The organism is Acidovorax sp. JMULE5 (assembly GCF_013376875.1).
Lineage (GTDB): Bacteria > Pseudomonadota > Gammaproteobacteria > Burkholderiales > Burkholderiaceae_C > Acidovorax > Acidovorax facilis.
In genome coordinates this window covers 2,465,540-2,487,061 of the sequence record NZ_CP035951.1, presented here as the reverse complement: position 1 = coordinate 2,487,061, position 21,522 = coordinate 2,465,540, and the positions used below count along the sequence as shown (strand labels likewise).

The 21,522-nt window shown below is 65.3% G+C and carries 20 protein-coding genes and 1 tRNA gene; 9 read left to right on the top strand and 12 right to left on the bottom strand.

The genetic code is table 11. From position 1 onward, the window contains the following. Window positions 1-2 precede the first annotated feature (2 nt). The 8 genes from EXV95_RS11190 to EXV95_RS11155 all read right to left on the bottom strand — a co-directional run bounded on the left by EXV95_RS11190 (window position 3) and on the right by EXV95_RS11155 (window position 10,541). Window positions 3-77, bottom strand: a tRNA-Arg gene (locus EXV95_RS11190). Window positions 78-132: 55 nt separating this feature from the next. Further along, entirely contained in the window at window positions 133-4,575 is a 4,443-nt protein-coding gene (locus EXV95_RS11185; protein ID WP_176886860.1) for a translocation/assembly module TamB domain-containing protein, read from the bottom strand. Window positions 4,576-4,589: 14 nt separating this feature from the next. After that, window positions 4,590-6,470 (bottom strand): autotransporter assembly complex family protein, encoded by a 1,881-nt coding sequence (locus EXV95_RS11180; RefSeq protein ID WP_176886855.1) that lies wholly within the window; start codon window positions 6,468-6,470, stop codon window positions 4,590-4,592. 208 nt (window positions 6,471-6,678) lie between these two features. Then, the gene (locus EXV95_RS11175; RefSeq protein ID WP_055401594.1) at window positions 6,679-7,866 is read right to left on the bottom strand and encodes a VWA domain-containing protein; all 1,188 of its coding nucleotides are present in this window, start codon (window positions 7,864-7,866) and stop codon (window positions 6,679-6,681) included. Window positions 7,867-7,887: 21 nt separating this feature from the next. Beyond that, window positions 7,888-8,823, bottom strand: coding sequence for a putative phage abortive infection protein (locus EXV95_RS11170; protein WP_176886854.1), 936 nt, complete (start codon window positions 8,821-8,823; stop codon window positions 7,888-7,890). 6 nt (window positions 8,824-8,829) lie between these two features. After that, window positions 8,830-9,423, bottom strand: a complete 594-nt coding sequence (locus tag EXV95_RS11165; protein ID WP_176886853.1) for a GNAT family N-acetyltransferase — start codon at window positions 9,421-9,423, stop codon at window positions 8,830-8,832. A gap of 16 nt (window positions 9,424-9,439) precedes the next feature. Further along, a complete protein-coding gene (locus tag EXV95_RS11160; protein WP_055401590.1) occupies window positions 9,440-9,676 on the bottom strand; it encodes a hypothetical protein in 237 nt (78 codons plus the stop codon). 10 nt (window positions 9,677-9,686) lie between these two features. Further along, window positions 9,687-10,541: a MoxR family ATPase gene (locus tag EXV95_RS11155; protein ID WP_055401588.1), complete on the bottom strand. Its 855-nt coding sequence runs from the start codon at window positions 10,539-10,541 to the stop codon at window positions 9,687-9,689. 106 nt (window positions 10,542-10,647) lie between these two features. Here EXV95_RS11155 and EXV95_RS11150 point away from each other — a divergent pair, with 106 nt between their 5' ends. Next, window positions 10,648-11,310, top strand: a complete 663-nt coding sequence (locus EXV95_RS11150) for a cytochrome c (protein WP_055401586.1) — start codon at window positions 10,648-10,650, stop codon at window positions 11,308-11,310. Between the two features lie 62 nt (window positions 11,311-11,372). On the opposite strand, the gene EXV95_RS11145 is transcribed toward EXV95_RS11150, so the two are convergent. After that, window positions 11,373-11,828 carry a DUF3429 domain-containing protein gene (locus tag EXV95_RS11145; protein WP_255484980.1) on the bottom strand — a complete coding sequence of 152 codons (456 nt, stop codon included), beginning with the start codon at window positions 11,826-11,828 and terminating at the stop codon, window positions 11,373-11,375. Between the two features lie 240 nt (window positions 11,829-12,068). On the opposite strand from EXV95_RS11145, the gene EXV95_RS11140 reads away from it, so the two are divergent. Beyond that, window positions 12,069-13,331: a putative Na+/H+ antiporter gene (locus EXV95_RS11140; RefSeq protein ID WP_218135486.1), complete on the top strand. Its 1,263-nt coding sequence runs from the start codon at window positions 12,069-12,071 to the stop codon at window positions 13,329-13,331. Between the two features lie 26 nt (window positions 13,332-13,357). Here the strand turns inward: EXV95_RS11140 and EXV95_RS11135 are convergent, their stop codons facing one another. Then, entirely contained in the window at window positions 13,358-13,792 is a 435-nt protein-coding gene (locus EXV95_RS11135) for a DUF1841 family protein (RefSeq protein WP_176886850.1), read from the bottom strand. Between the two features lie 200 nt (window positions 13,793-13,992). On the opposite strand from EXV95_RS11135, the gene EXV95_RS11130 reads away from it, so the two are divergent. Then, window positions 13,993-14,214, top strand: coding sequence for a hypothetical protein (locus tag EXV95_RS11130; protein ID WP_176886849.1), 222 nt, complete (start codon window positions 13,993-13,995; stop codon window positions 14,212-14,214). Between the two features lie 140 nt (window positions 14,215-14,354). On the opposite strand, the gene EXV95_RS11125 is transcribed toward EXV95_RS11130, so the two are convergent. Continuing rightward, a complete protein-coding gene (locus tag EXV95_RS11125) occupies window positions 14,355-15,155 on the bottom strand; it encodes an IclR family transcriptional regulator (protein WP_176886848.1) in 801 nt (266 codons plus the stop codon). Window positions 15,156-15,246: 91 nt separating this feature from the next. Here EXV95_RS11125 and EXV95_RS11120 point away from each other — a divergent pair, with 91 nt between their 5' ends. The 5 genes from EXV95_RS11120 (at window position 15,247) to EXV95_RS11100 (ending at window position 19,781) form a co-directional block, all read left to right on the top strand. After that, complete coding sequence (locus tag EXV95_RS11120) at window positions 15,247-15,948, top strand: 3-oxoacid CoA-transferase subunit A (protein WP_176886847.1); 702 nt, start codon at window positions 15,247-15,249, stop codon at window positions 15,946-15,948. A 29-nt stretch (window positions 15,949-15,977) separates the two neighbouring features. Then, complete coding sequence (locus tag EXV95_RS11115; protein WP_176886846.1) at window positions 15,978-16,628, top strand: 3-oxoacid CoA-transferase subunit B; 651 nt, start codon at window positions 15,978-15,980, stop codon at window positions 16,626-16,628. 36 nt (window positions 16,629-16,664) lie between these two features. Beyond that, complete coding sequence (pcaF, locus tag EXV95_RS11110) at window positions 16,665-17,876, top strand: 3-oxoadipyl-CoA thiolase (protein ID WP_176886845.1); 1,212 nt, start codon at window positions 16,665-16,667, stop codon at window positions 17,874-17,876. Between the two features lie 5 nt (window positions 17,877-17,881). Next, complete coding sequence (locus EXV95_RS11105; protein ID WP_370460263.1) at window positions 17,882-18,613, top strand: SDR family NAD(P)-dependent oxidoreductase; 732 nt, start codon at window positions 17,882-17,884, stop codon at window positions 18,611-18,613. Window positions 18,614-18,776: 163 nt separating this feature from the next. Further along, a complete protein-coding gene (locus tag EXV95_RS11100) occupies window positions 18,777-19,781 on the top strand; it encodes a tripartite tricarboxylate transporter substrate binding protein (RefSeq protein WP_176886843.1) in 1,005 nt (334 codons plus the stop codon). Between the two features lie 99 nt (window positions 19,782-19,880). On the opposite strand, the gene EXV95_RS11095 is transcribed toward EXV95_RS11100, so the two are convergent. Further along, entirely contained in the window at window positions 19,881-20,483 is a 603-nt protein-coding gene (locus EXV95_RS11095; RefSeq protein ID WP_176886842.1) for a short chain dehydrogenase, read from the bottom strand. Between the two features lie 127 nt (window positions 20,484-20,610). Between EXV95_RS11095 and EXV95_RS11090 the strand changes: the two genes are divergently transcribed. Continuing rightward, window positions 20,611-21,504, top strand: coding sequence for a LysR family transcriptional regulator (locus tag EXV95_RS11090; protein ID WP_176886841.1), 894 nt, complete (start codon window positions 20,611-20,613; stop codon window positions 21,502-21,504). Window positions 21,505-21,522: the final 18 nt, after the last annotated feature.

Below are 21,522 nucleotides of genomic sequence, written 5' to 3'. Positions count from 1 at the left end.
TCTGGTCCCCTCGACAGGAATCGAACCTGTATCTAGCGCTTAGGAGGCACTCGTTCTATCCATTGAACTACGAGGAGGCAAGACAGCCGCGCATTGTAGTGGGCGCAAGCACGCTCCCTGGCGTGCGCAGCCTCAGTCGTACTTCACCGTGTAGATGATGTCCACCGCGCTCTTCTCGCCGGTTTGCCCGCGCAGGGTGAGGCGGCGCGAGAGGTCGTAGAAGATGTACAGCGTGCCCAGCGTGCCCGACAGACTGCGCTCGTACGTCACGTATAAATCCTTGGACAGGCGTTTGCCGAAGGTGAGGGCGGCGGCGCTGGCGTCTTCGCCTGTGGTGGCGCTGCGAAAGCCGATTTCGTCCAGGCCAATGCGGCTGGCGATGTTGGCGCTGGTGTTGCCGCCGCCCTTGCGGCCCAGCAGGGCCAGGGCGGCCTGCTGCATCACGGCGGCTTCGGCGCCGCCGGCGGAGGCGTTGCGGCCCAGGACCACCCACGAGAGTTTTTCGGCATCGGGCAGCTCGGGGTCGGAATACAGCTTGACGCGCGGCGCCTGGGCGCTGCCAGTGACCTGCACCCCAGCGCGTACGCTGATGTTGGGCCGCAGCGCCAGGATGTCGAGCGAGGGGTTGTTGTAGGGGCCGTTGAAGCGGATGAGCCCCGTCTCCACGTCCAGCATCTGGCCCCAGGCGCGGTAGCGGCCTTCGTCGGTGCGCACTTCGCCGGTCACGCGCGGTGGGGCACCGGGCACGGCGCTGCTGCGGATGTCCACCTCGCCCGTCAGCCGCGTGGTGATGCCCTGGCCGCTCAGGGCAAAGTCGCGCCCCAAGTTCAGGGTGATCGCGATGTCGGGGGGCTTGGCGGTTTCGGCCTGCGCCGCTACCTGGTTGGCCTTGGCGGCAGCCTGGGCCTTGGCCTGGTCTTCGCGGTCCTTGGCAGCAGAGCGCACCACCACGTCGGAGCCCAGCGTGGGCGCGGTTTCGTCGGGCAGGATGATGGTGGCGCGGTCGGTGGTGAGCTTGCCGCGCAGGCTGATCTGGCCTTGCTGAAGCTGTGCTTGCAGCTGGCCCGACACGCTGATCTGCCGGTCGGCTCGTACCAGCACCTGTAGCGCCTTGGCCTCGGCCTGCAGTGACATGGTGATGCCTGACAGGCCGGTGGTTGCGGTTGCGGTGGCGCTGTCGCCCCAGCTCACGCGGCCAGTGGCGGTGAGCGTGCCGCCGTCCTGCGGGGCGGCCGTGCGGTTGCCGCTGAAGCCCGCAATGCGCGCGCCGCTGCCGCGCCCGCCCTGCAGGCGGAACTCGGTGATGCTGAGCTGGTTGCCTTGCAGCGTGGCGCGCAGGCGGCCGCCCTGCAGGTCTACACCATCGACCACCGAGCGCACGGCCATGTCGTCGGCGCCCAGCGTGCCGGCCCAGCGCGGCGCATTGCGGGTACCTGACAAGGTGGCGCTGGCGTCCAGCGTGCCGCGCACGCGCCAGCCGGGCGGGGCCAGGGCCGACCACACGCCCACGTCGGGCAGGCGCGCGCGCAGGGTGCCGGCCAGGGGTGCATCGGGGGCCCAGGTGAAGGGCGAAGAGGTGGCTGGCGAAGAGTTGACGGGCGAGGAGGGGCTGGCGCCCGCAGCGGCGGAGGCGCCGGGCGCTCCGGGTGTGAGACGGGTGCTGACGTTGGCCTGCACCTCGCCCGCCCGATCGCTCGCCCAGGCGAGTTGGGCCCGCAGGGCCTCGCCTTCGATCTCGACGGTAACTTCGGCCTGGCGCACACCGGCGGCGGTGCCTGCCCCTGCACCGGATGCAGCAGCTGATGCCGAGGGGCTTGCCGAGGTCTCGGTGGCGATCACCGCCGTGGCGCCTGCGCCCGTGCCCTGGCCGCTGCTTTGCACGGCGGTGATGGCGGTGGCGTCGCCCGCCAGGATGCGCAGGTCGCCACTGGCGCGGCGCAGGCTGGCGCTGGCACGCAGGGGGCCTTGGGTGTTGTCCACGTTCCATTGCCCGTCCAGCACGATGCTGGTGGCCAGCCCCATGCGGGCCAGCAGCGGCTGGGCAGGGCGGCCTGCGGCGGCCGGGGTGTTGCCCAGTCCCAGCGCGTCGACCCAGGCCATGGGCAGGCCCTGCACGGTGCCCTGGGTTTGCAACTGCACAGGGTTCGCGCCGGTGGCCACGCGCAGGGGCTGCCACCGCAGCACGGCGGTGCCGGGCAGGGGGCTGGTCAGGCGCGCCTGGCCTGCAGTGGCCAACACGGTGTAGCCCGCTGTTGGCGAGCGTGGGCCGGTGGTGGCGCGTGCGGTGATAGATACGGGCTCGGCCAGTTGCAGCGTCCAGGGGCCGGGGCGTGCGGTGTCTTGTGCCACCAGCCGCAGTTCGTTGATCTGCACCTGCGCCCCTTGCGTGGGTGTGGCCAGCCCGCCCGTGGCGCGGGTTTGCAGGGCCAGCCGCTGCATCTGCTGGGGCTGGGATGCATTCAGCCGGGCTTCGCCATCCAGCGTGAGCGTGGCCTGCGCCAGGGTGCCCGAGAGGCCGGCCTGCACAGCGCGCAGTTGCAAGGCGGTGGCACCGCCGCCCTCGTCTTTACTGGGAGGCAGTGACAGGTCCAGCAGCGGGGCGGAGAGCTTGGCTTGCAGCTCGAAGGTGGCTTTGTCCGATGGCGGCGCGTTGCCCGCGCGGCTGGCGTTGGGGGATGTGCTGTCGCTGGTGGTTGCGGTGGCGGCTTGCAGTTGCCGGGCCGCTGTCTGCCAGCCACCTTTCCATCGCGCGTTCAGCTGCGCGGCGCCTTTGGCGGTGGCGCCCTGCAAGGCTTCTTGCAAACGGGTGCCCACCAGCGGCAGGCTGGCCAGCCAGCGTTGGGTTTGGTCCACGTCGGTCCATTGGACCTGCAGGTCGCCCGTACCCGCCTGGGGCGCCAGGCTGCCTTGGGCGCGCGCTGTGGCGCCGGGCACGGTCAGCGCAATCTGGCCCTGGCCCGACAGATCGCCGGGGGCCACACGCAGGTTGGCGGCTTCAATGCGGGCCTGCAGAGCGTCCAGCAGCAGGCGATCCAGCTGCAAGGTGCCGCTGGGCTGGGTGGGTGACGGGGGTTGCCAGCTACCTTGGGTGGTCAGCGTGTTGATGCGCAGCAAGGCGGGGCGGTTGGTGGGGGTTTTGCCGGAGGCGGCGGTGCCGGTGGCGCGGATATCTGCCGTAAAGCGCACCACGTCGCCCTGCATCTGCGCGCCCACGCGGCCCGCCAGCGGGGCGGCTGCCCAGGCGGTGTGCAGGGCGTCTGGGCGCAGGTTGCGCAGTTCAGCCTGGCCCTCCAGCGCGCCGGTGGCGGGGGTGTAGTTGCCCTGCAGGGTGACTGCGCCGGTGCCTGTATTCACAGTGGCGCCGGGCACCGTCCAGCGGGTGCCGTCGTAGCTGGCATCGGCCTGCAGGGCGGTGATGGGCAGACGGGCCTGGTCCCACGGGCCTGCTAGTTCGTTGCGCAGCTGTGCCTGCAGGGACCAACCAGTGCCGGCCGTTGCTCCGCTCCCGGTGGGCCCGGCCTGCACGGTGCCATGCAGCCGGGTGGTCGGGGCCTGGGGCCACAGAGCTGCCAGGTTGACGGCACGCAGCGTGGCCTGGGCCGATTGCAAGGGCTGTGGGGACCAGGGTGCCAGCGTGGCCTGCAGGTCGGCCTGCATGGGTTCTGCGGCGGGTGGTGGCGGTGCTGCTGGTTTGGCGGTGGGTGGTTTGGCAGGGGCAGGGGGTGGCTGCGTGGGCCCGGCCTGGGCGGCGGTGGGGCTGATGCGCGCCTGCAGCTGTAGCTGCGCTGCCGCTGTGGCCAGCGTGCCTTGCAGGGTAGCGTGTGCACCCACCTGCAGGGCGGTGGTGCCGCCGGGCACGGCGGTGCGCACCGTGCCGGCCACAGTGGCGTTCAGCGCCATGGGGGCCTGGGCCTGCAGCGTCAGCCGCGCGGTGTATTGACCCTGGGCCAGCGCCACGCTGGCGATGTTCAGGCGGTGCTCGCGCCCGTCAAAGCGGTAGTCACCGGTCAGACCTTGGGCCTCCACCGCCGGGGCGCCCGCCCACTGCAGCTGGTCCACGCGGAACGGCACACCGATTTGCAAGGGCAGCACCAGCTGTGTCAGGGGCGTGGGTGGCTCTGCACTGGGCTGGCTGCCCAGTGGCGTGATCTGCACGCGTGCGGCATGCACCTCGCCCAGCTCCAGGCGGCGTTGCAGCAAGGGGGCCAGCTGCCAGCCCAGGCGGATGTCGGTCACCTCGACCGACAGGCTGGGGCTGCGCCAGCGCAGCCAGCCAATACGCCCCCCGCTGCGCAGTGATCCGGTGACCTCGCGGCTCTCCAGTTGCTGGTTGGCGGGCAGGTACTGCGCCGCGCGCGCCAGCGCCAGGGCCAGCGACGTGCTGCTGCCTGCCCACCACCACACGGCAGCGGCTGCGGCAATCAGCAGCGCAATCATTGCCACCAACAGCCAGCCCAGTGCACGCAGCGCACGGCGGCCACGGCGTGGCGAAGGGTGCTGGCCACCCTGGTGGTGCGATGCCCCTGCGCTGAAATCGGAGGAGCGTGCGCGGGGTGTAGGGGAGTGTGGGGGCATGGGTGCAGCGCTCATCAGAAGCTGAACCCCAGCCGCAGGTGCAGCCGCACCTCCTTGGTTTTCACGCCATAGGCCAGGTCGGCCTGCAGCGGCCCCACAGGGCTGCGCCAGCGCACGCCAGCGCCAATGCCCACGCGCGGGTCCAGGTCGCCCAGGCGGTCGGCCACCGCGCCAGCATCCACGAACAGCGTGCTCTCCCAGTCGGTCATGGCGCCCTGGTAGACGATGGGGCGCTGCCATTCAACGCTGCCCACGGCCAGGTAGCGGCCGCCGTAGAGCTGGCCGTTGTCGGTGCGGGCACCGATGCTGCGGTAGCCGTAGCCACGCACGGTGGTGTCACCCCCGGTCAGGAAGAGTTGGGTGACAGGGATCTGCGCGCCATCGCGCGCCAGCACGGCCCCGCCCTCTGCGCGCAAGGCCACGCGGGCGCTGCGGCCCACACCAGCGGCGTCCTGCACGCGGCCTGCAGGGATGAACGACTGCCAGCGCACCAGGGTGCGCGCAAACGGGTCGCGCTCAGGCCGCAGCGTGGTGCCCAGCCCCAGCTCCACGGCGATGCCATGGCCGCGCGTGGGGGCGGTGGCGCTGTTGAAGTAGCGGCCCGTCCAGCCGTAGTTCACGCTCAGGGCCGTGCTGGTGTCGGACGGCGACTGTACGTTGGTGGCAAGCCCCTGGCTGTTGGCGTAGTCGTACTGCAGGAAGTAGTTGCGGTCGATGTTCTTGGTGCTTTTGCTGCGGCCATAGCGCACGCGCCCGCTGTTGACGTCGTAGTCGCCCGTCGCCTCGCGCTGCAGCTGGGCGCCTGCAAACCAGCGCCAGCCGTTGTTGTTGGGCAGGTCGGTCCATTCGCTGCTGGCGTGTTTGGTCTCGCGGTCCAGCGAGAGCTTGCTCACCGCGCGCCAACCGATGACGGGCAACTGGTTGTGGATGTGCTCCAGCGACAGGCGCGCGCCGCTGTCCGTCGAGAAGCCGGGGCCGAACACCAGCTTTTGCATCGGTGCCTCACGCACCTGGGCCACCACGGGCGCGGCCTGCGGGTCAGTGCCCTCGGTGTCGAGCGTGAGGAACACCGAATCGTAGTAACCGCTGCTGGCCAGCCGCAGCTGGGCGTCGAGCAGTTCGGCCTCGTCATACACCGCGCCTGTGGGCAGGCGCGCCAGGCGCCGGGCGCCGTCGGGGTCGTAGCGCTGGCTGCCCTCTACCCGTAGCGGCCCGAAGCGGTAGGGCGGGCCGGGCTCGTAGGTCACGCTGAGCTTTGCCGCGTGTTGGTCGGCATCGATCTCGGCCCGGCTGCTGGCGATGCGGGCGGTGGGGTGCCGGCGCGCCTGCAGCTGGCGCAGACCGTCGTTCTTGGCCGAGTCCCAGGCAGACTGGGTGAACGGCTGGCCTGGCTGCAGGGACCAGTTGCGCTGCACGCGCTGCTGCTGGCGGATGCTGGCGCTGGTACCGGTTTCTTCTGTTGGTTGCTCCGCGCTGGAGCTGTCCGTACCGCCCGTGTTGCCAGTGAAGTCGATGTCCGCGCTGGCAATGCGGGTCTGCGGGCCGGGCTGCACCGTGACCACCACCGTGCGCGGGGCAGCCTTGCTGTCGGGCGTTTCGGTCAGTTCCACCGTGATGGTGGGTGCAAAGTAGCCCATCGTGCCCAACAGTTCGCGGGCGTTGGCATCGGCTGCGCCCAGCAGGCGCTGCAGCTCGTTGGCGTGGAGATCGGGCAGGTGGCGAAAGCGCTGCAGCTCCAGGTGGCGCTCCAGCGTCTCGCGCACGTTGGCGGGGGCGTTGACCTGAACAGCGAAAGAGGGCGTGCCCGATTCGGCAATGGCCGGGGTAGGCGCCGAGCCTGTGCTCTCGCTATCCTCACCGCGCGGCAGCAGGCTGCAGCCCTGCAGGCACAGCATGCTGAAAAGCAGCAACGCCGACCATGGGGCCGGCGTTGAGAAAAGGGCAGTGGGGCGCAGGACGCAAAAAGGCACGGCAGGAGAAGGTGGTTTGGGTGGTTGGGGCTGGCTGCAAAACCGGCCCACCGCCACTATGCACCCAAAAACAGCCCCGTCGTGTCAGACAGTTCCGCGCGATGGGCTCCAAAGCGCTGGGGCCCCATCCCGCCTACTTCGACAGCAGCCGCATGGTCTCTTCCAGCCCCTTGAGCGACAGCGGGTACATGCGGTTGCTCACCAGTTGCTGGATGATGCTGATGCTCTGGCGGTACTGCCACACGCCCTGGGGCTCGGGGTTGATCCACGCAAACTTGGGGAAGGCGTGCGTGAGGCGCTGAATCCACTCGGCGCCCGCTTCCTCGTTGTTGTATTCCACACTGCCGCCGGGCTGCAGGATTTCGTAGGGGCTCATGGTCGCGTCGCCCACAAAGATCAGCTTGTAGTCTTTGTTGTACTTGCGGATGATGTCCAGGGTCGGAAACTTCTCGGCGAAGCGGCGGCGGTTGTTCTTCCACATGAAGTCGTACACGCAGTTGTGGAAGTAATAGAACTCCAGGTGCTTGAACTCGCTCTTGACCGCGCTGAACAGCTCTTCCACCCGCTGGATGTGTTCGTCCATGGTGCCGCCCACGTCCATCAGCAGCAGCACCTTCACGTTGTTGTGACGCTCGGGCACCATCTTGATGTCCAGGTAGCCCGCGTTGGCGGCCGTGCTGCGGATGGTGTCGGGCAGGTCCAGCTCCAGCTCATGCCCCTCGCGCGCAAACTTGCGCAGGCGGCGCAGCGCCACCTTGATGTTGCGCGTGCCCAGCTCCTGCTGGTCGTCGTAGTCCTTGTAGGCGCGCTGCTCCCACACCTTCACCGCGCTCTTGTTCTTGCCCGCGCCACCAATGCGCACGCCCTGCGGGTTGTAGCCGCCGTGGCCGAACGGGCTGGTGCCACCGGTGCCGATCCACTTGTTGCCGCCTTCGTGGCGCTCCTTTTGTTCTTCGAGGCGCTTCTTCAGCGTCTCCATCAGCTCGTCCCAGCCCATCTTCTCGATGGCGGCTTTCTGCTCGGGCGTGAGCTCGTTCTCCAGGATCTTGCGCAGCCAGTCGGCCGGGATCTCCTTGGTGAAGTCGGCCACCATCTCCACGCCCTTGAAGTAGGCGCCAAAGGCCCGGTCGAACTTGTCGTAGTGCTTCTCGTCCTTGACCAGCGTGAGGCGCGAGAGGTTGTAGAAGTCGTCCAGGCTCCATGCGTCATCCGACTTGGGGCCTACCACACCGGCCTGCAGGGCTTCGAGCAGGGTGAGGTATTCCTTAACCGACACGGGCAACTTGGCCGAGCGCAGGGTGTAGAAGAAGTCGATGAGCATGATAGTTTTCCTGCAGTGCGCTTATGCCGCAAACACTTCTAGCGGTAAAACAGCAGTAAAAATATTTCTGCCGTGATCGGAAATACTTTGAAGCAGGCCATATTGCTTAGCCATAGGTAGTAGCTCGTTGCCATGTGGGTCTAACCACAGGTAGTAGCCGATAAGCATTAATTCATCATCCGACAATTGCGCAATGAAAATTGCAACATATCGACGATGTTCTTCACTGCCCAATAGCGACTCTGCCTCATTCAACAAAAGGCGGAAGGTCCTGAAATAATGAGAGAGAACTAAAGAAGATTGAGCGAAAATCCACTCTTGCTGCAATTTAGCTAAGGCCTCGGCACTACCAGTCGAACCTAGAGCTGCGGCTTTGGCCACAGTTGACTTCCAATTAATTGTCGGATATTCATCGTCAAAATACTCGTGGGGTTCACCCGCTTCTAAATTTTCTCTTTCACGAGCAAGAGCAGCTTTTCCTATCAATGTGATGTGCTCGGAGCCAACTTGTTCATACATGCTGCCTACTTCTTGCATGCTCTTCATTGGGTCTTTTGCTAGTCTGTTAACAGGTCTGACATAGCTGCTTGATATTGAGTCAACAGTGCGGTGGTAAACGTTCAGAAGATCAAAAAATCTCTGCTGTCCACGCTGAATTTGGAGCTCTCTTTGGGTTTCCGTAAGTTCTGTTTTTTGCAGTCGCCAGACTGCGAATGCAACAACCAACGTGCACCCAGATATCACTGGATTCAGCATCCCCCCGACGAAATCGCCCACTTCACCGAGCTTCTTGATTGCTTTGATGCTTGGCGGTATGTGAGGCGCAAGTTGCGCTACTACCGCACCAAAAAGGAGTACCAGTAGCGTCAAGGTAAGCGCCAGTGCAAACCCCTTAGCAAACAAGTTTTCCTCGTCTTTTTCAATGCCTCCGGGGGCTGCGTGGTCACTCTTTGACATGTTTGCTCAGTTGTTTCGATTGAGCAGGTATAGCAGTTGCGCACGCGCCTCGGGCCACTCGCCTGCGCGCATGCTGTACATCACCGTGTCGCGAATGGTGCCGTCGCGGCGCAGCGCGTGGCCGCGCAGCACGCCGTCCTTCTTGGCGCCCAGGCGTTCGATGGCTTTTTGCGATGCAAAGTTGTAGTTGTCGGTGCGCCAGCCCACCACATGGCAGCCCAGCGTGTCGAACGCGTGGCCCATCATCAAGAGCTTGGCGGTGGTGTTGACGTGGGTGCGCTGCACACTTTGGCAGTACCAGGTCCAGCCGATCTCCACGCGTTTCACGGCGGGCACGATGTCGTGGTAGCTGGTGGAGCCGAGCACCTTGCCCGTCGCGTCATCCACCACGGCAAAGGCAAAGCGGTTCCCGTCTTCCCGCATCTTCAAGGCGGCTTCGATGTACGCGCGGGTGTCCTGGGGCTCGGGTACCGAGGTGATGCGCAGCTTCCACAGCTCGCCATCGGCCGCAGCGGCGGCCAAGCCGTGTTCGTGGGAGAGCGCCAGGGGCTCCAGGCGGATGCCTCGGTCGCGCAGGGTGACTGGTTCTACAAAAGCCATGGGTCTTTTCTCTTCGTCAATCCTTGGAGGGCTTGTTGCGCCGACTGGTCTGCCAGCGCCGCGCAGCGTGCAGGCCCAGGCCGCCGCCCAGTCCCACCAGGGCAATGCCCACCAGGGCCGGGGTGCCGTAGCCTGGCGCAAAGATGTCCATGCCCAGCCACTGACCCAGCCAGAAACCGGCGAGTGCGCCGCCAACAAAACCAATGGCGTCGGCAATGCCGTCTGCCAGCGAAGGGGTAGGGTGTTGGGACATTGCCGGGGAGTCAGCGGTTGCGCTGATTCATGAACACCAGCTTTTCGAACAGGCTCACGTCCTGTTCATTCTTGAGCAGCGCCCCCACCAGCGGGGGTACCGCCACCTTGTTATCGGCGCTTTGCAAGGCGGTGAGCGGAATGTCTTCAGCCACCAGCAGCTTGAGCCAGTCGATCAGTTCGCTGGTCGATGGCTTCTTCTTGAGGCCCGGCAGGTTGCGCACGTCATAGAACGTCTTCATCGCCACGCTGAGCAGCTCGCTCTTGAGCGTGGGGAAGTGCACGTTGATGATCTGCCGCATGGTGTCGGCTTCGGGGAACTTGATGAAGTGGAAGAAGCAGCGGCGCAGGAAGGCGTCGGGCAGTTCCTTTTCGTTGTTCGACGTGATGAACACCAGCGGGCGGTGCTTGGCCTTGATGAGTTCGCGTGTTTCGTAGCAGTAGAACTCCATGCGGTCGATCTCGCGCAGCAGGTCGTTCGGGAATTCGATGTCGGCCTTGTCGATCTCGTCGATCAGCAGTGCCACGGGCCGGTCGGCCGTGAAGGCTTGCCACAGCACGCCCTGGATGATGTAGTTGCGGATGTTCTTCACGCGCTCTGCGCTGTCGCCGTCGTTGAGCTGGCTGTCCCGCAAGCGACTCACGGCGTCATATTCATACAGGCCCTGCTGGGCCTTGGTGGTGGACTTGATGTGCCACTGCAACAGCGGCATGTCCAGCGCCTGGGCCACTTCCTCGGCCAGCATCGTCTTGCCCGTGCCGGGCTCGCCCTTGATGAGCAGCGGCCGTTGCAGCGTGATGGCGGCATTGACGGCGAGCATCAGGTCCTGGGTGGCGACGTAGTTCTGGGAGCCTTGGAATTTCATGGGGGAAAACACCGGATCGTTGATGAATGGGCTTGACAGGGCGCTGGCTATAATCGGCGGCTGATCAGAGCCCAGAGCTGAACTTCCACGAGATTGTGCGCGCAAAATGAACAAAACGCTGACCACGCTATTTGCCCTGGCTGTCGCTTCCGTGACCGCCTTGTCCCATGCCCAGGAAGCCAAAGGCGACGTGGAAGCCGGCAAGCAAAAGATTGCCATGTGCATTGGTTGCCACGGCATTGTTGGCTACCAGGCCAGCTTTCCTGAGATCCACAAGGTGCCCATGATCTCGGGCCAAAGCGCCAAGTACATTGCAGCAGCGCTGGTCGCCTACCAGAAGGGCGAGCGCAAGCACCCCACCATGCGCGGCATCGCCGAGTCGTTGTCCGAGAAGGACATCGCTGACGTGTCGGCCTACTACGAACAGCACGGCAAGACGGGGGCCGAACTGCCCGCCAAGCCCGGCCGCGAACCCAGTGTGCAGGTGGCCGAGCTGTTGAAGAAGGGCGCCTGCGTGTCCTGCCACGGCGACAACTTCGCCAAGCCCATTGATCCCTCGTACCCCAAGATCGCCGGCCAGCATGCCGACTACCTCTTCGTGGCCCTCAAGTCCTACAAGGTGGAGAAGAACGCCAATGTGGGCCGTGGCAACGCCATCATGGGCGGTGTGGCAAAGCAGTTCACCAACGCTGAGCTGAAGGCGCTGTCCAACTACATCAGCGGCCTCGAAGGTGATCTGCACACGGTGCCCCAGTCGCGTTTCCGTTAAACGACAGACCACCGTTGATAAAAAGCCCGCTTCGGCGGGCTTTTTGCTGGGCCATCGAATCGTCAGCGGCTGGCGGCCATGGCGCCCACGGCCAGGCACACGCAGGCCGTGGTTGTCAGGCGCCAGCGCAGCGGCAAGTACCACGCCGGCAGCGATGTGCGTGCGGCCAGCCGATGGTCTTGCACCAGGTGCACCACAAAGCCTGCCACCAGAAGCGCTGCCCCTCCCGCTGGGGGTAATAGCGTCGCAGGCCAGGCCATCAGCGATGGCACCACACTCCACACAAAGCAGCGTGTGCGCTCGGCGCTGCTGAGGCCGCTCAGCGCCATGGCGAAGCCCCAGTGCAGCGCTCCCACAAAACTCAGAATCACCGCGCCATAGGCCAGTAGCGCCGCACTCCACCAGGGCGTGCTGGGTGCCCACAGGCCCACAGCCGCCAGCGCCACAAACGGCAGCAGGCCACCATAGCCCAGCCAGGCCACGGGACCAGGGATCGGCGCAGGGGGCGGTGAAGACAAGGGTTGTGCGGATGGGTGACTGTGCATGGTGCCTCCGGGTACGGTGCCCGCATTGTCTGGAAAGCGCGACTCCCGAGTAGGGTGCATGGTTGTGTGTATGCCGTGAGCGGCGTTCCAAGCGCGCTGCGCCTACACGGAGTCGCCGCTGTGCACCGGTAAAATGGAAGTTGGGTGTCGGCGCCATGGTGGCCCGGCAGGTTCATGCGCTGGTCGGGCCGCCACGCGGTTTTTCTGCGACCCATGAACTCCTCTCCCACCCTGATCCAGATGATCGGTGCCGTCCTGTTCGGCCTGGCCATCCTCCACACCTTCTCTACCAAGTATTTCGAACGCCTGGCGCACACGCAGCCCAAGCATGCGGGCATCTGGCATTTGCTGGGCGAGGTCGAGGTGGTCTTCGGCTTCTGGGCGCTGGTGCTCATGCTGTTCATGTTCTCCATCAGCGGCAAGCAGGAGGCCACGGCCTACCTGGACTCGCGCAATTTCACCGAACCGCTGTTTGTGTTCGCGATCATGGTGATTGCGGCTACGCGGCCGATTCTTCAGATGGCTGGCTCTGCGGTGCGGGTGTTGGCAAGGTGCATGCCTTTTCAGCGCGGTGTGGCGATGTACTTTGTGGTGTTGTCGGCCGTTCCGCTGCTGGGCTCCTTCATCACCGAGCCTGCTGCGATGACGCTGGCGGCGCTGATGCTGCGTGACATCCTGTTTTCGCAGCCTTTGTCGAACAAGCTCAAGTATTCGACCATTGGTGTGCTGTTCGTCAACATCTCGATCGGCGGCACCCTCACGCCGTTCGCCGCGCCGCCGGTGCTCATGGTGGCGGCGCAGTGGAACTGGGACCTGTGGTTCATGGTGTCCAACTTTGGCTGGAAGGCGGCCGTCGCGGTGGTGGTCAACGCCGGTATCGCCACGCTGCTGTTTCGCCAACAGGTGGGGCACATGGGACGCAAGATCACGACGCACGAGGCGCCCGTGCCTGTGTCTGTGATGCTGGTGCATCTGGTATTCCTGGGGCTTGTCGTGCTGTTTGCGCACCACCCAGCAGTCTTCATGGGCTTGTTCCTGTTTTTCATGGGGTTCACCACGGCCTACCAGCGCCACCAAAACCCGCTGATCCTGCGGGAGGCCTTGCTGGTGGCTTTCTTCCTGGCCGGGCTGGTGGTGCTGGGTGGTTTGCAGCAGTGGTGGCTGCAACCGGTGCTCATGAAGATGGATGCCAACGCCGTGTTCTTTGGTGCTGCGGCGCTCACGGCCTTCACAGACAACGCTGCACTGACCTACCTGGGCTCTTTGGTCGAAGGCCTGAGCGACGAGTTCAAGGTCGCGTTGGTGGCGGGTGCAGTAACGGGTGGGGGGCTGACTGTGATTGCCAATGCACCCAACCCCGCAGGCGCGGCGATCCTGAAAGAGAAGTTCGCTGACAACGCCATCCACCCCTTGGGGCTGCTGCTGGGTGCCTTGCCACCTACCATGGTGGCGGTGCTGGCGTTCAAGTTGTTGTGACAGGCCAGCGGACGTAGCGTGGGTGGTCAGTCCCGCGTGGCACGCCGCTGCACGCAGGCGATGTAGGCGTCGCCATCGGGCGGACGGCCTGCGCGCTGGCTCTCCCACAGCATCTCGCCCAGGCAGTCCATGGCGGCGTGGTGCGCGTCGTGCAAGGAGTCGAGCCGTGCCGTCAGCAGCTCCACCGCCTGGCGGATGCCGCGCGGCTGGTCGATGCTGCACTGCTCGCTGATGGACAGGTGCATCGACAGGTGCAAAAACGGGTTGGTCTGCCCCGGTGTTTCGTCGTAGTTACGAGTGACGGCCGCATCTGCATCGGACAGGTCGGCGTGGTACTCGGGGTGCTCGGCGATCCACAGGCTTGCCAGCGTCTCGATGGCTTCCATGGGGGCGCCGCTCTGGGTCTTGGCGTGCACACCGCACAGAAAGCGGCGCACATCGGCTTGGGAGGGGCTGAACATGGGGCGTGAGGGTAGCACGCAGGGCAAGAGCCCGGAGCGCACAGGGGAAGGTGGTTCGGATCGCGCCCGCCTGCTACATCGCGCCGGGGCGGCGTCCTACGCTGGCCCTGCGCTGGCGCACCTACATTGGGCTGGCGCAAAGATCGGGAGCCGGGTCCACTTTGTCGCAGTCCTCCAAACCCGGCATCGGGAGAAGTTTCATGAATGCAATGCGAATCGTTGGTGTGTTGTTGTTGGTGGTGGGGCTGGCCGGGTTTTTGACCGGCGGCTTCAGCTTTACCAAGGACACCACCCAAGCCAAGCTGGGCCCGCTGGAGCTCACCGTGAAGGAAAAAGAATCCGTCAATATCCCCCAGTGGATGAGCCTGGGTGCGATGGTGCTGGGCGGCGTGGTGCTGGTGCTGGGGTTTCGCAAGAACTGATTTCACCTGTCATGGCGAGCGACTGGGGTTACGACTCCGGTTCTTGCCCTCTCCAACTAAGACGGGAGTCGGTGCTTTAGCACGGGCTGCTCGTTGCGGGGGGGGGATCACCGGCTTTTCTCGGTGTGCCTTCCCCTTCATCACCCCCTCGGTGCGCCCATCATGCGCGAAATGGTCCGGGCCGCATTCAGCAGTGCGGGCAGCAGGCTCTCCTGCATCACTGCCGCACTAGTGCGATTGGCCTGACCGCTGATGTTGAGCGCCGCCACCGTCTGCCCCGTGCGGTTGGTCAGCGGCGCAGCAATCGATATCAAACCCTCTTCCAGTTCTTGATTCACCAGGCACCAGCCTTGCTGCCGCGCCTGACGGATGTGGGCCAGCAGTGCATCCACATCGGTGGTGGTGTGTTCGGTAAAACGCTGCATGGGGTGGCCTTGCAGCCGGGCCTGCAGTTCGTCGTCCGGCAACCCGGCCAGTAGCATGCGGCCCATGGACGTCCAGCACGCGGGCAGGCGCGAGCCCACGCCCAGCGTGGTGCGCATGATCTTGTGGGTGGGCACGCGCAGCACATAGACGATGTCCAGGCCGTCGAGCACGGCGGCCGATGACGACTCGCGCACCTCTTCCACCAAGTCTTCCATCACCGGCTCGGCCAGGTTCCAGATGGGCAGCGAGGACAGGTACGCAAACCCCAAATCCAGAATGCGCGGGCTCAGGCGAAACAGCTTGCCGTCCGTCTCCACATAACCCAGCGTCTGCAGCGTGAGCAGGATGCGGCGCGCACCGGCGCGCGTGAGGCCTGTCTGCGCGGCGACTTCACTCAAGGTCTGCTGCGGCGTGGCCGCGCTGAACGAGCGGATCACCTCCAGCCCGCGCGCGAACGACTGCACATAGCTGTCGCTCGGTTTGGGGTCTTTGGTTTCAGGGGTTTGTGAATTCATACGTATGCCAACTATAATTCTTTAAGCGAACATTTGTTCTATATGCGAACAAATTTCAAAGAGACAACAGAGAAACCAAGAAAGCGTTGCAATGATCAACAAACTGGCGGACTCGGTGGCCCAGGCCCTTGCGGGGGTGAAGGATGGTGCCACGGTGTTGATAGGCGGGTTCGGCACGGCCGGCATTCCGGGGGAGCTGATCGACGGCCTCATCGCCCAGGGCGCACGGGACCTGACCGTGGTGAACAACAACGCGGGCAATGCCGATCAGGGCTTGGCCGCGCTGCTCAAGGCCGGACAGGTGCGCAAGATCATCTGCAGCTTTCCGCGCCAGGTCGACAGCTATGTGTTCGACGAGCTGTACCGCAGCGGCAAGCTCGAACTTGAACTGGTGCCTCAGGGCAACCTGGCCGAGCGCCTGCGCGCTGCGGGCGCGGGGATCGGCGCCTTCTTCTGCCCCACCGCGCACGGCACCGAGCTGGCTGCAGGCAAAGAAACACGCGAGATCAACGGTAAACACTACGTGCTGGAGTACCCCATCCATGGCGACGTGGCGCTGATCAAGGCCGAGAAGGGCGACCGCTGGGGCAACCTGACGTACCGGATGTCCGCCCGCAACTTTGGCCCCGTGATGGCCACCGCTGCCAAGACCACGATCGCTACCGTGCACGAGGTCGTCACGCTCGGCGCGCTGGACCCTGAATCCATCGTTACCCCCGGTATCTATGTGACCCACGTGGTCCAGATCGACCGCACCGCCACGCAAGCCGGTGGATTCAAGAAATCAGCATGAAATCGGCCTCTAGCGCAAAAGGAATAAGCGTGAGTAGCTATCAAAAGCGTAGTAAGGACGAGTTGGCACAACGGGTGGCGCAAGACATCCACGACGGCGCCTACGTCAACCTCGGCATCGGCCAGCCGACCTTGGTGGCCAACCACATTCCTGCGGGCCGCGAGGTCATCCTGCAAAGCGAGAACGGCATCCTGGGCATGGGCCCCGCGCCGGCTGCGGGGCTGGAGGATTACGACCTCATCAACGCCGGCAAGCAGCCGGTGACGCTGCTGCCCGGCGGTGCGTACTTTCACCATGCCGACAGCTTCGCGATGATGCGCGGCGGGCACCTCGATATCTGCGTGCTGGGCGCCTTCCAGGTCAGCGCCACGGGCGACCTGGCCAACTGGAGCACGGGCGAGCCCGGCGCCATCCCCGCCGTGGGCGGCGCCATGGACCTGGCCATTGGCGCCAAGCAGACCTGGGTCATGATGGACCTGCTGACCAAGCAGGGCGCGAGCAAGATCGTCACGCAATGCACCTACCCGATCACCGGTGTCGCCTGCGTGAAGCGCATCTACACCGATCTGTGCACACTGGCTTGCACGCCCACGGGGCTGCAGCTCATCGACACCGTGCCCGGCTTGTCGCACGCTGAGCTGGAGCAAATGGTGGGCCTGCCCATCCACGCTGCTGCCTGACCGAATCCAACCCCCAAGCAACGAGGAGACAAAACCATGAGCCCACAACGCCAAGCCTTCATCTGCGACGCCATCCGCACCCCCTTCGGCCGCTACGGCGGCGCGCTCTCCAGCGTGCGCACCGACGACCTGGGTGCCATCCCCATCAAGGCGCTGATGGACCGCAACCCCGGCGTGGATTGGGCCGCCGTGACCGACGTGCTCTACGGTTGCGCCAACCAGGCCGGTGAAGACAACCGCAATGTGGCCCACATGAGCAGCCTGCTGGCAGGCCTGCCCATCGAAGTGCCCGGCGCCACCATCAACCGCCTGTGCGGCTCGGGGCTCGATGCCGTGGGCACCGCAGCGCGCGCCATCAAGGCGGGCGAGGCCGGCCTGATGATCGCGGGCGGCGTGGAAAGCATGAGCCGCGCCCCCTTTGTCATGCCCAAGGCAGAGTCGGCCTTCAGCCGCAACAACGCGGTGTATGACACGACCATCGGCTGGCGCTTTGTCAACAAGCTGATGAAGGAAAAGTACGGTGTGGACTCCATGCCCGAAACCGCCGAGAACGTGGCCACCGACTTCAAGATTGAGCGCGAAGCTCAGGACCAGATGGCCCTGCGCAGCCAGCTCAACGCCGTGGCTGCCATCAAGGCGGGCCACCTGGCGCGCGAGATCGTGCCCGTGCACATCCCTCAGAAAAAGGGCGATGCGATCATCGTCAGCCAGGACGAACACCCCCGCGAGACCAGCATTGAAGCGCTGGCCAAGCTCAAGGGCGTGGTGCGGCCCGATGGCACGGTGACGGCGGGCAACGCATCGGGCGTGAACGATGGCGCCTGCGCGCTGCTGCTGGCCGATGAGGCCAATGCTGGTAAATACGGCCTCAAGCCCCGCGCCCGCGTGGTGGGCATGGCCGTGGCCGGTGTGGCGCCGCGCATCATGGGCTATGGCCCCACGCCCGCCACGCTCAAGGTGCTGGCGCAGACGGGTCTGACCATCGACCACCTGGATGTGATCGAACTCAACGAAGCCTTTGCCGCGCAAGGTCTGGCCGTGCTGCGCGCCCTGGGCATCAAGGACGACGACGCACGCGTCAACGCCTGGGGCGGCGCCATCGCGCTGGGCCACCCGCTGGGTGCCAGCGGCGCCCGCCTGGTCACCACCGCCGTCAACCGCCTGCACGAGCACGCTGGCCAGTACGCGCTGTGCACCATGTGCATCGGCGTGGGGCAGGGCATTGCCATCATCCTGGAGCGCGTGTGACCGCAATTGATAAAAGCACTCCCGTCACGGTCGTCACCGGCGCCAGCAACGGCATCGGCTGCGCGATTGCCGAAGCCTTGCTGGCCCAGGGCCGCGCCGTGGTCAACCTGGACTACGTGCTGCCCAACTGGAGCCACCCGCTGCTCACTTCTTACCAGGGCGACCTGACCGACGAGGCATCAACCCGCGAACGCGCCGCCGAGATCGCTGAAAAGCACAACGTCACGGCGCTGGTGAACAACGCCGGCGCCACGCGCCCCGGCACCATCGACACGGCCACCACCGCGCAGCTCGACGACGTGGTGGGCCTGCACCTGCGCGCGCCCATGCTGCTGGTGCAAGCGTTCCTGCCCACGCTGCGCGCCAGCGGGCAGGGCCGCATCGTCAACATGTCGTCGCGCGCAGCGCTGGGCAAGGGCGAGCGCATCGTGTACTCCGCCACCAAGGCTGGAATGATCGGCATGACACGCACGCTGGCCATGGAGCTGGGGCGTGATGGCATCACCGTCAACGCCATCGGCCCCGGCCCGATTGCGACTGAACTCTTCCGACAGAGCAACCCTGAGGGTGCGCCGCAGACGCAGCGCATCCTGAACAGCATTGCCGTGGGCCGCATGGGCACGCCCGACGATGTGGCGCGCGCAGCGCTGTTCTTCCTCTCGCCCGACAACGGATTCGTGACCGGGCAGGTGTTGTACGTGTGCGGCGGCACCACGCTGGGAGTGGCGCCTGTTTAGCAACCTGAACTGATTTTCCCTGTCGCCCCGCAAGGGGCGCACCCCCGTTCTCGCCCGGAGGCTTCGGCGCCCGGTTGAGGCCATGGCGCGGCCAGATGCGGACCAACGCAGCGCTGGTGGCACCGACCCATTCATTCATCCACCTTCTTGAAGGAGACAAACCATGACCCGTTCCATCCACACCACCCGCCGCTTCGCGCTGTCGGCAGCTGCCTGCGCCGCTATCGCAGGGGCTGGCCTGCTGGGCAGCAGCGCTGCGCTGGCCCAGGCCTACCCCAGCAAGCCCGTCACCATCGTCGTGCCCTTTGCCGCAGGTGGCACCACCGACATCCTGGCGCGCATCATCGGCCAGGCGCTGACCACCGAACTCGGCCAGTCCGTCATCGTCGACAACCGCGCAGGCGCGGGCGGCAACATTGGCGGCTCCATGGCTGCCAAGGCCCCGGCGGACGGCTACACGCTGTTCATGGGCACGGTGGGCACGCACGCCATCAATGCCAGCTTGTACAAGAAGATGCCGTTTGACCCCGTGAAGGACTTCGCGCCGCTGACCCGCGTGGCCAATGTGCCGAACCTGCTGGTGGCCAACCCCGCCCAGCCGTTCAAGACGGTGCCCGAGTTGATTGCCTACGCCAAGGCCAACCCCGGCAAGCTCAACTTCGGTTCGTCGGGCAGCGGCAGCTCCATCCACCTGTCAGGCGAGCTGTTCAAGAGCCTGGCCAAGGTGGACATGGTGCACGTGCCCTACAAGGGCAGCGCACCCGCTGTCACCGACCTGCTGGGCAACCAGATCGGCATCATGTTCGACAACATGCCCTCGGCCATCCAGCATGTTCGCAGCGGCAAACTGGTGCCCATTGCCGTGACCACCGCCAAGCGCTCACCCGAGCTGCCCAACGTGCCCACCATCGCCGAAGCGGGTGTGGCGGGTTACGAAGCCACGTCGTGGTTCGGCATGTTTGCCCCCGCAGGCACGCCCGCGCCAGTGCTGGCCAAGCTGAACACCGCGTTGGTCAAGGTGCTGAACCAGGCCGATGTGAAGAAGAAGATCAATGACCAGGGCGCGGAAGCCATGAGCGAAACGCCCGCGCAGTTCGCCGCCTTCATCCAGGCCGAGTCGGTGAAGTGGGGCAAGGTGGTGAAGGAGTCGGGCGCAAGTCTCGACTGATCCGCGCCTTCGATCACCGCAGCTACCAAATTGATAGCTGCTGCCGATTGTTCGACGGGCGGCAGCAGCTATTTTTCTTTCAAATCCAGGTGGTGTGGCTCACTGCACCCGGTACACCCGCCCCGTCTGCGCCCCTTCCACGCTGCGCTGGTAGCCGCGCGCGGCGCGCTCGGCAGACACCGTGTCGAACCCCGGGAAGAACGGCCCGTACACGTCCACGGATTCGGTGAGGATGGTGGGGCTCACGGCGTTGATGCGCAGGCCGCGCGGCAGCTCAATGGCGGCAGCGGCCACAAAGCCCTCGATGGCCGCGTTCACCGCCGTGGCATTGGCGCCGTTGCGGATGGGCTCGATCGACAGGATGCCCGCCGTCAGCGTGATGGAGCCGCCATCGTTCAAATACTTCTGGCCGACCAGCGCCAGTTGCACCTGGCCCAGCAGTTTGTCTTGCAGGCCCAGGTTGAATTGCTCGGCTGTCATCTCGGCCAGCGGGCCAAAGTGCAGGTTGCCTGCAGTGCTCACAATGGCATCGACTTTGCCCACCGCCTCGAAAAGCTTTGCGACCGAGCCTGGCTGCGAGAAGTCCGCACGGTGCTCGCCGCTGCTGCGGCCTACGGTGATCACGTCGTGGCGTGCGCCCAGGTTGGCCTGCACGGCCTGGCCGATGGTGCCGCTGGCGCCGATGAGAAGAATCTTGGACATGGTGTTTTCCTTGAAGGTTAAAAAAGAAGGGTGGAGGAACAGACAGGCCCTGATTCTTTTGCGAATCAATCAATGCATAAAGTACATTGAAGTTCTTCTTGTACTAACCATTGATTAGGAATCCGTCGTGGACAAACTGCGCAACATGGAAGTCATGGTGGCCGTGGTCGAAGCCGGCAGCTTTGCCGCCGCCGCGCGCCAGCTGCAGGTGTCAGCGGTGATGGTGGGCAAGCACATCCAGCAGCTCGAAACCCACCTCGGCGCGCGCCTGTTCCAGCGCAGCACGCGCCAGAACAGCCTGACCGAGGTGGGCGCCGCGTTCTACGACGACAGCAAACGCGTGCTGGAGCAGGTTCGATGGGCCGAATCGGCCGTGGAGCGCAGCCGCGCCGTGCCGCAGGGCCTGCTGCGGGTGAGCGCACCCTTCACGCTGGGCAATCATGTGATCGCACCGCTGGTGGCTGACTTTCTGAAACGCCACGAGCAGGTGCGTGTGGACCTGCAGCTCACCGACAGCGTGGTGGACCTCGCGGGCGAGGGATTTGACGTGGCCGTGCGCATCGGCCAGGTGGTGAATGAAGGCCTGGTGGCGCGCCCGCTGCGCCCCTACCGCATGGTGATTGCCGCAGCACCCGCATACCTGCAGCGCCACGGCACGCCCGAACGCGCGGCCGACCTGGCGCGCCACCAGTGCCTGAGCCACTCGGTGTGGCAGCGCCGGGTGGAATGGACGCTGCGCGATGGCAAGGAGGAGTTCTTCTGGCCCGAGAACGCGCGCTTTGTGTGCAACCAGGGCGACGGCCTGCGCCAGGCGGCGTTGCGCGGCCTGGGCCTGATCATGCAACCCGAGGTGCTACTGGCTGACGATCTGGCCAGCGGCGCCTTGGTGCCCGTGATGCAGCCCTGCCTGCCCGCGCCGCGGCCCGTGCAGCTGGTCTATGCGCCCGACAGGAGGCAGCTGCCCAAGCTGGCGCGGTTTGTGGAGTACGTCGTGGGGACGCTGGGCGTAGATGGCCACTGACTGAGCTATACGGCAGCA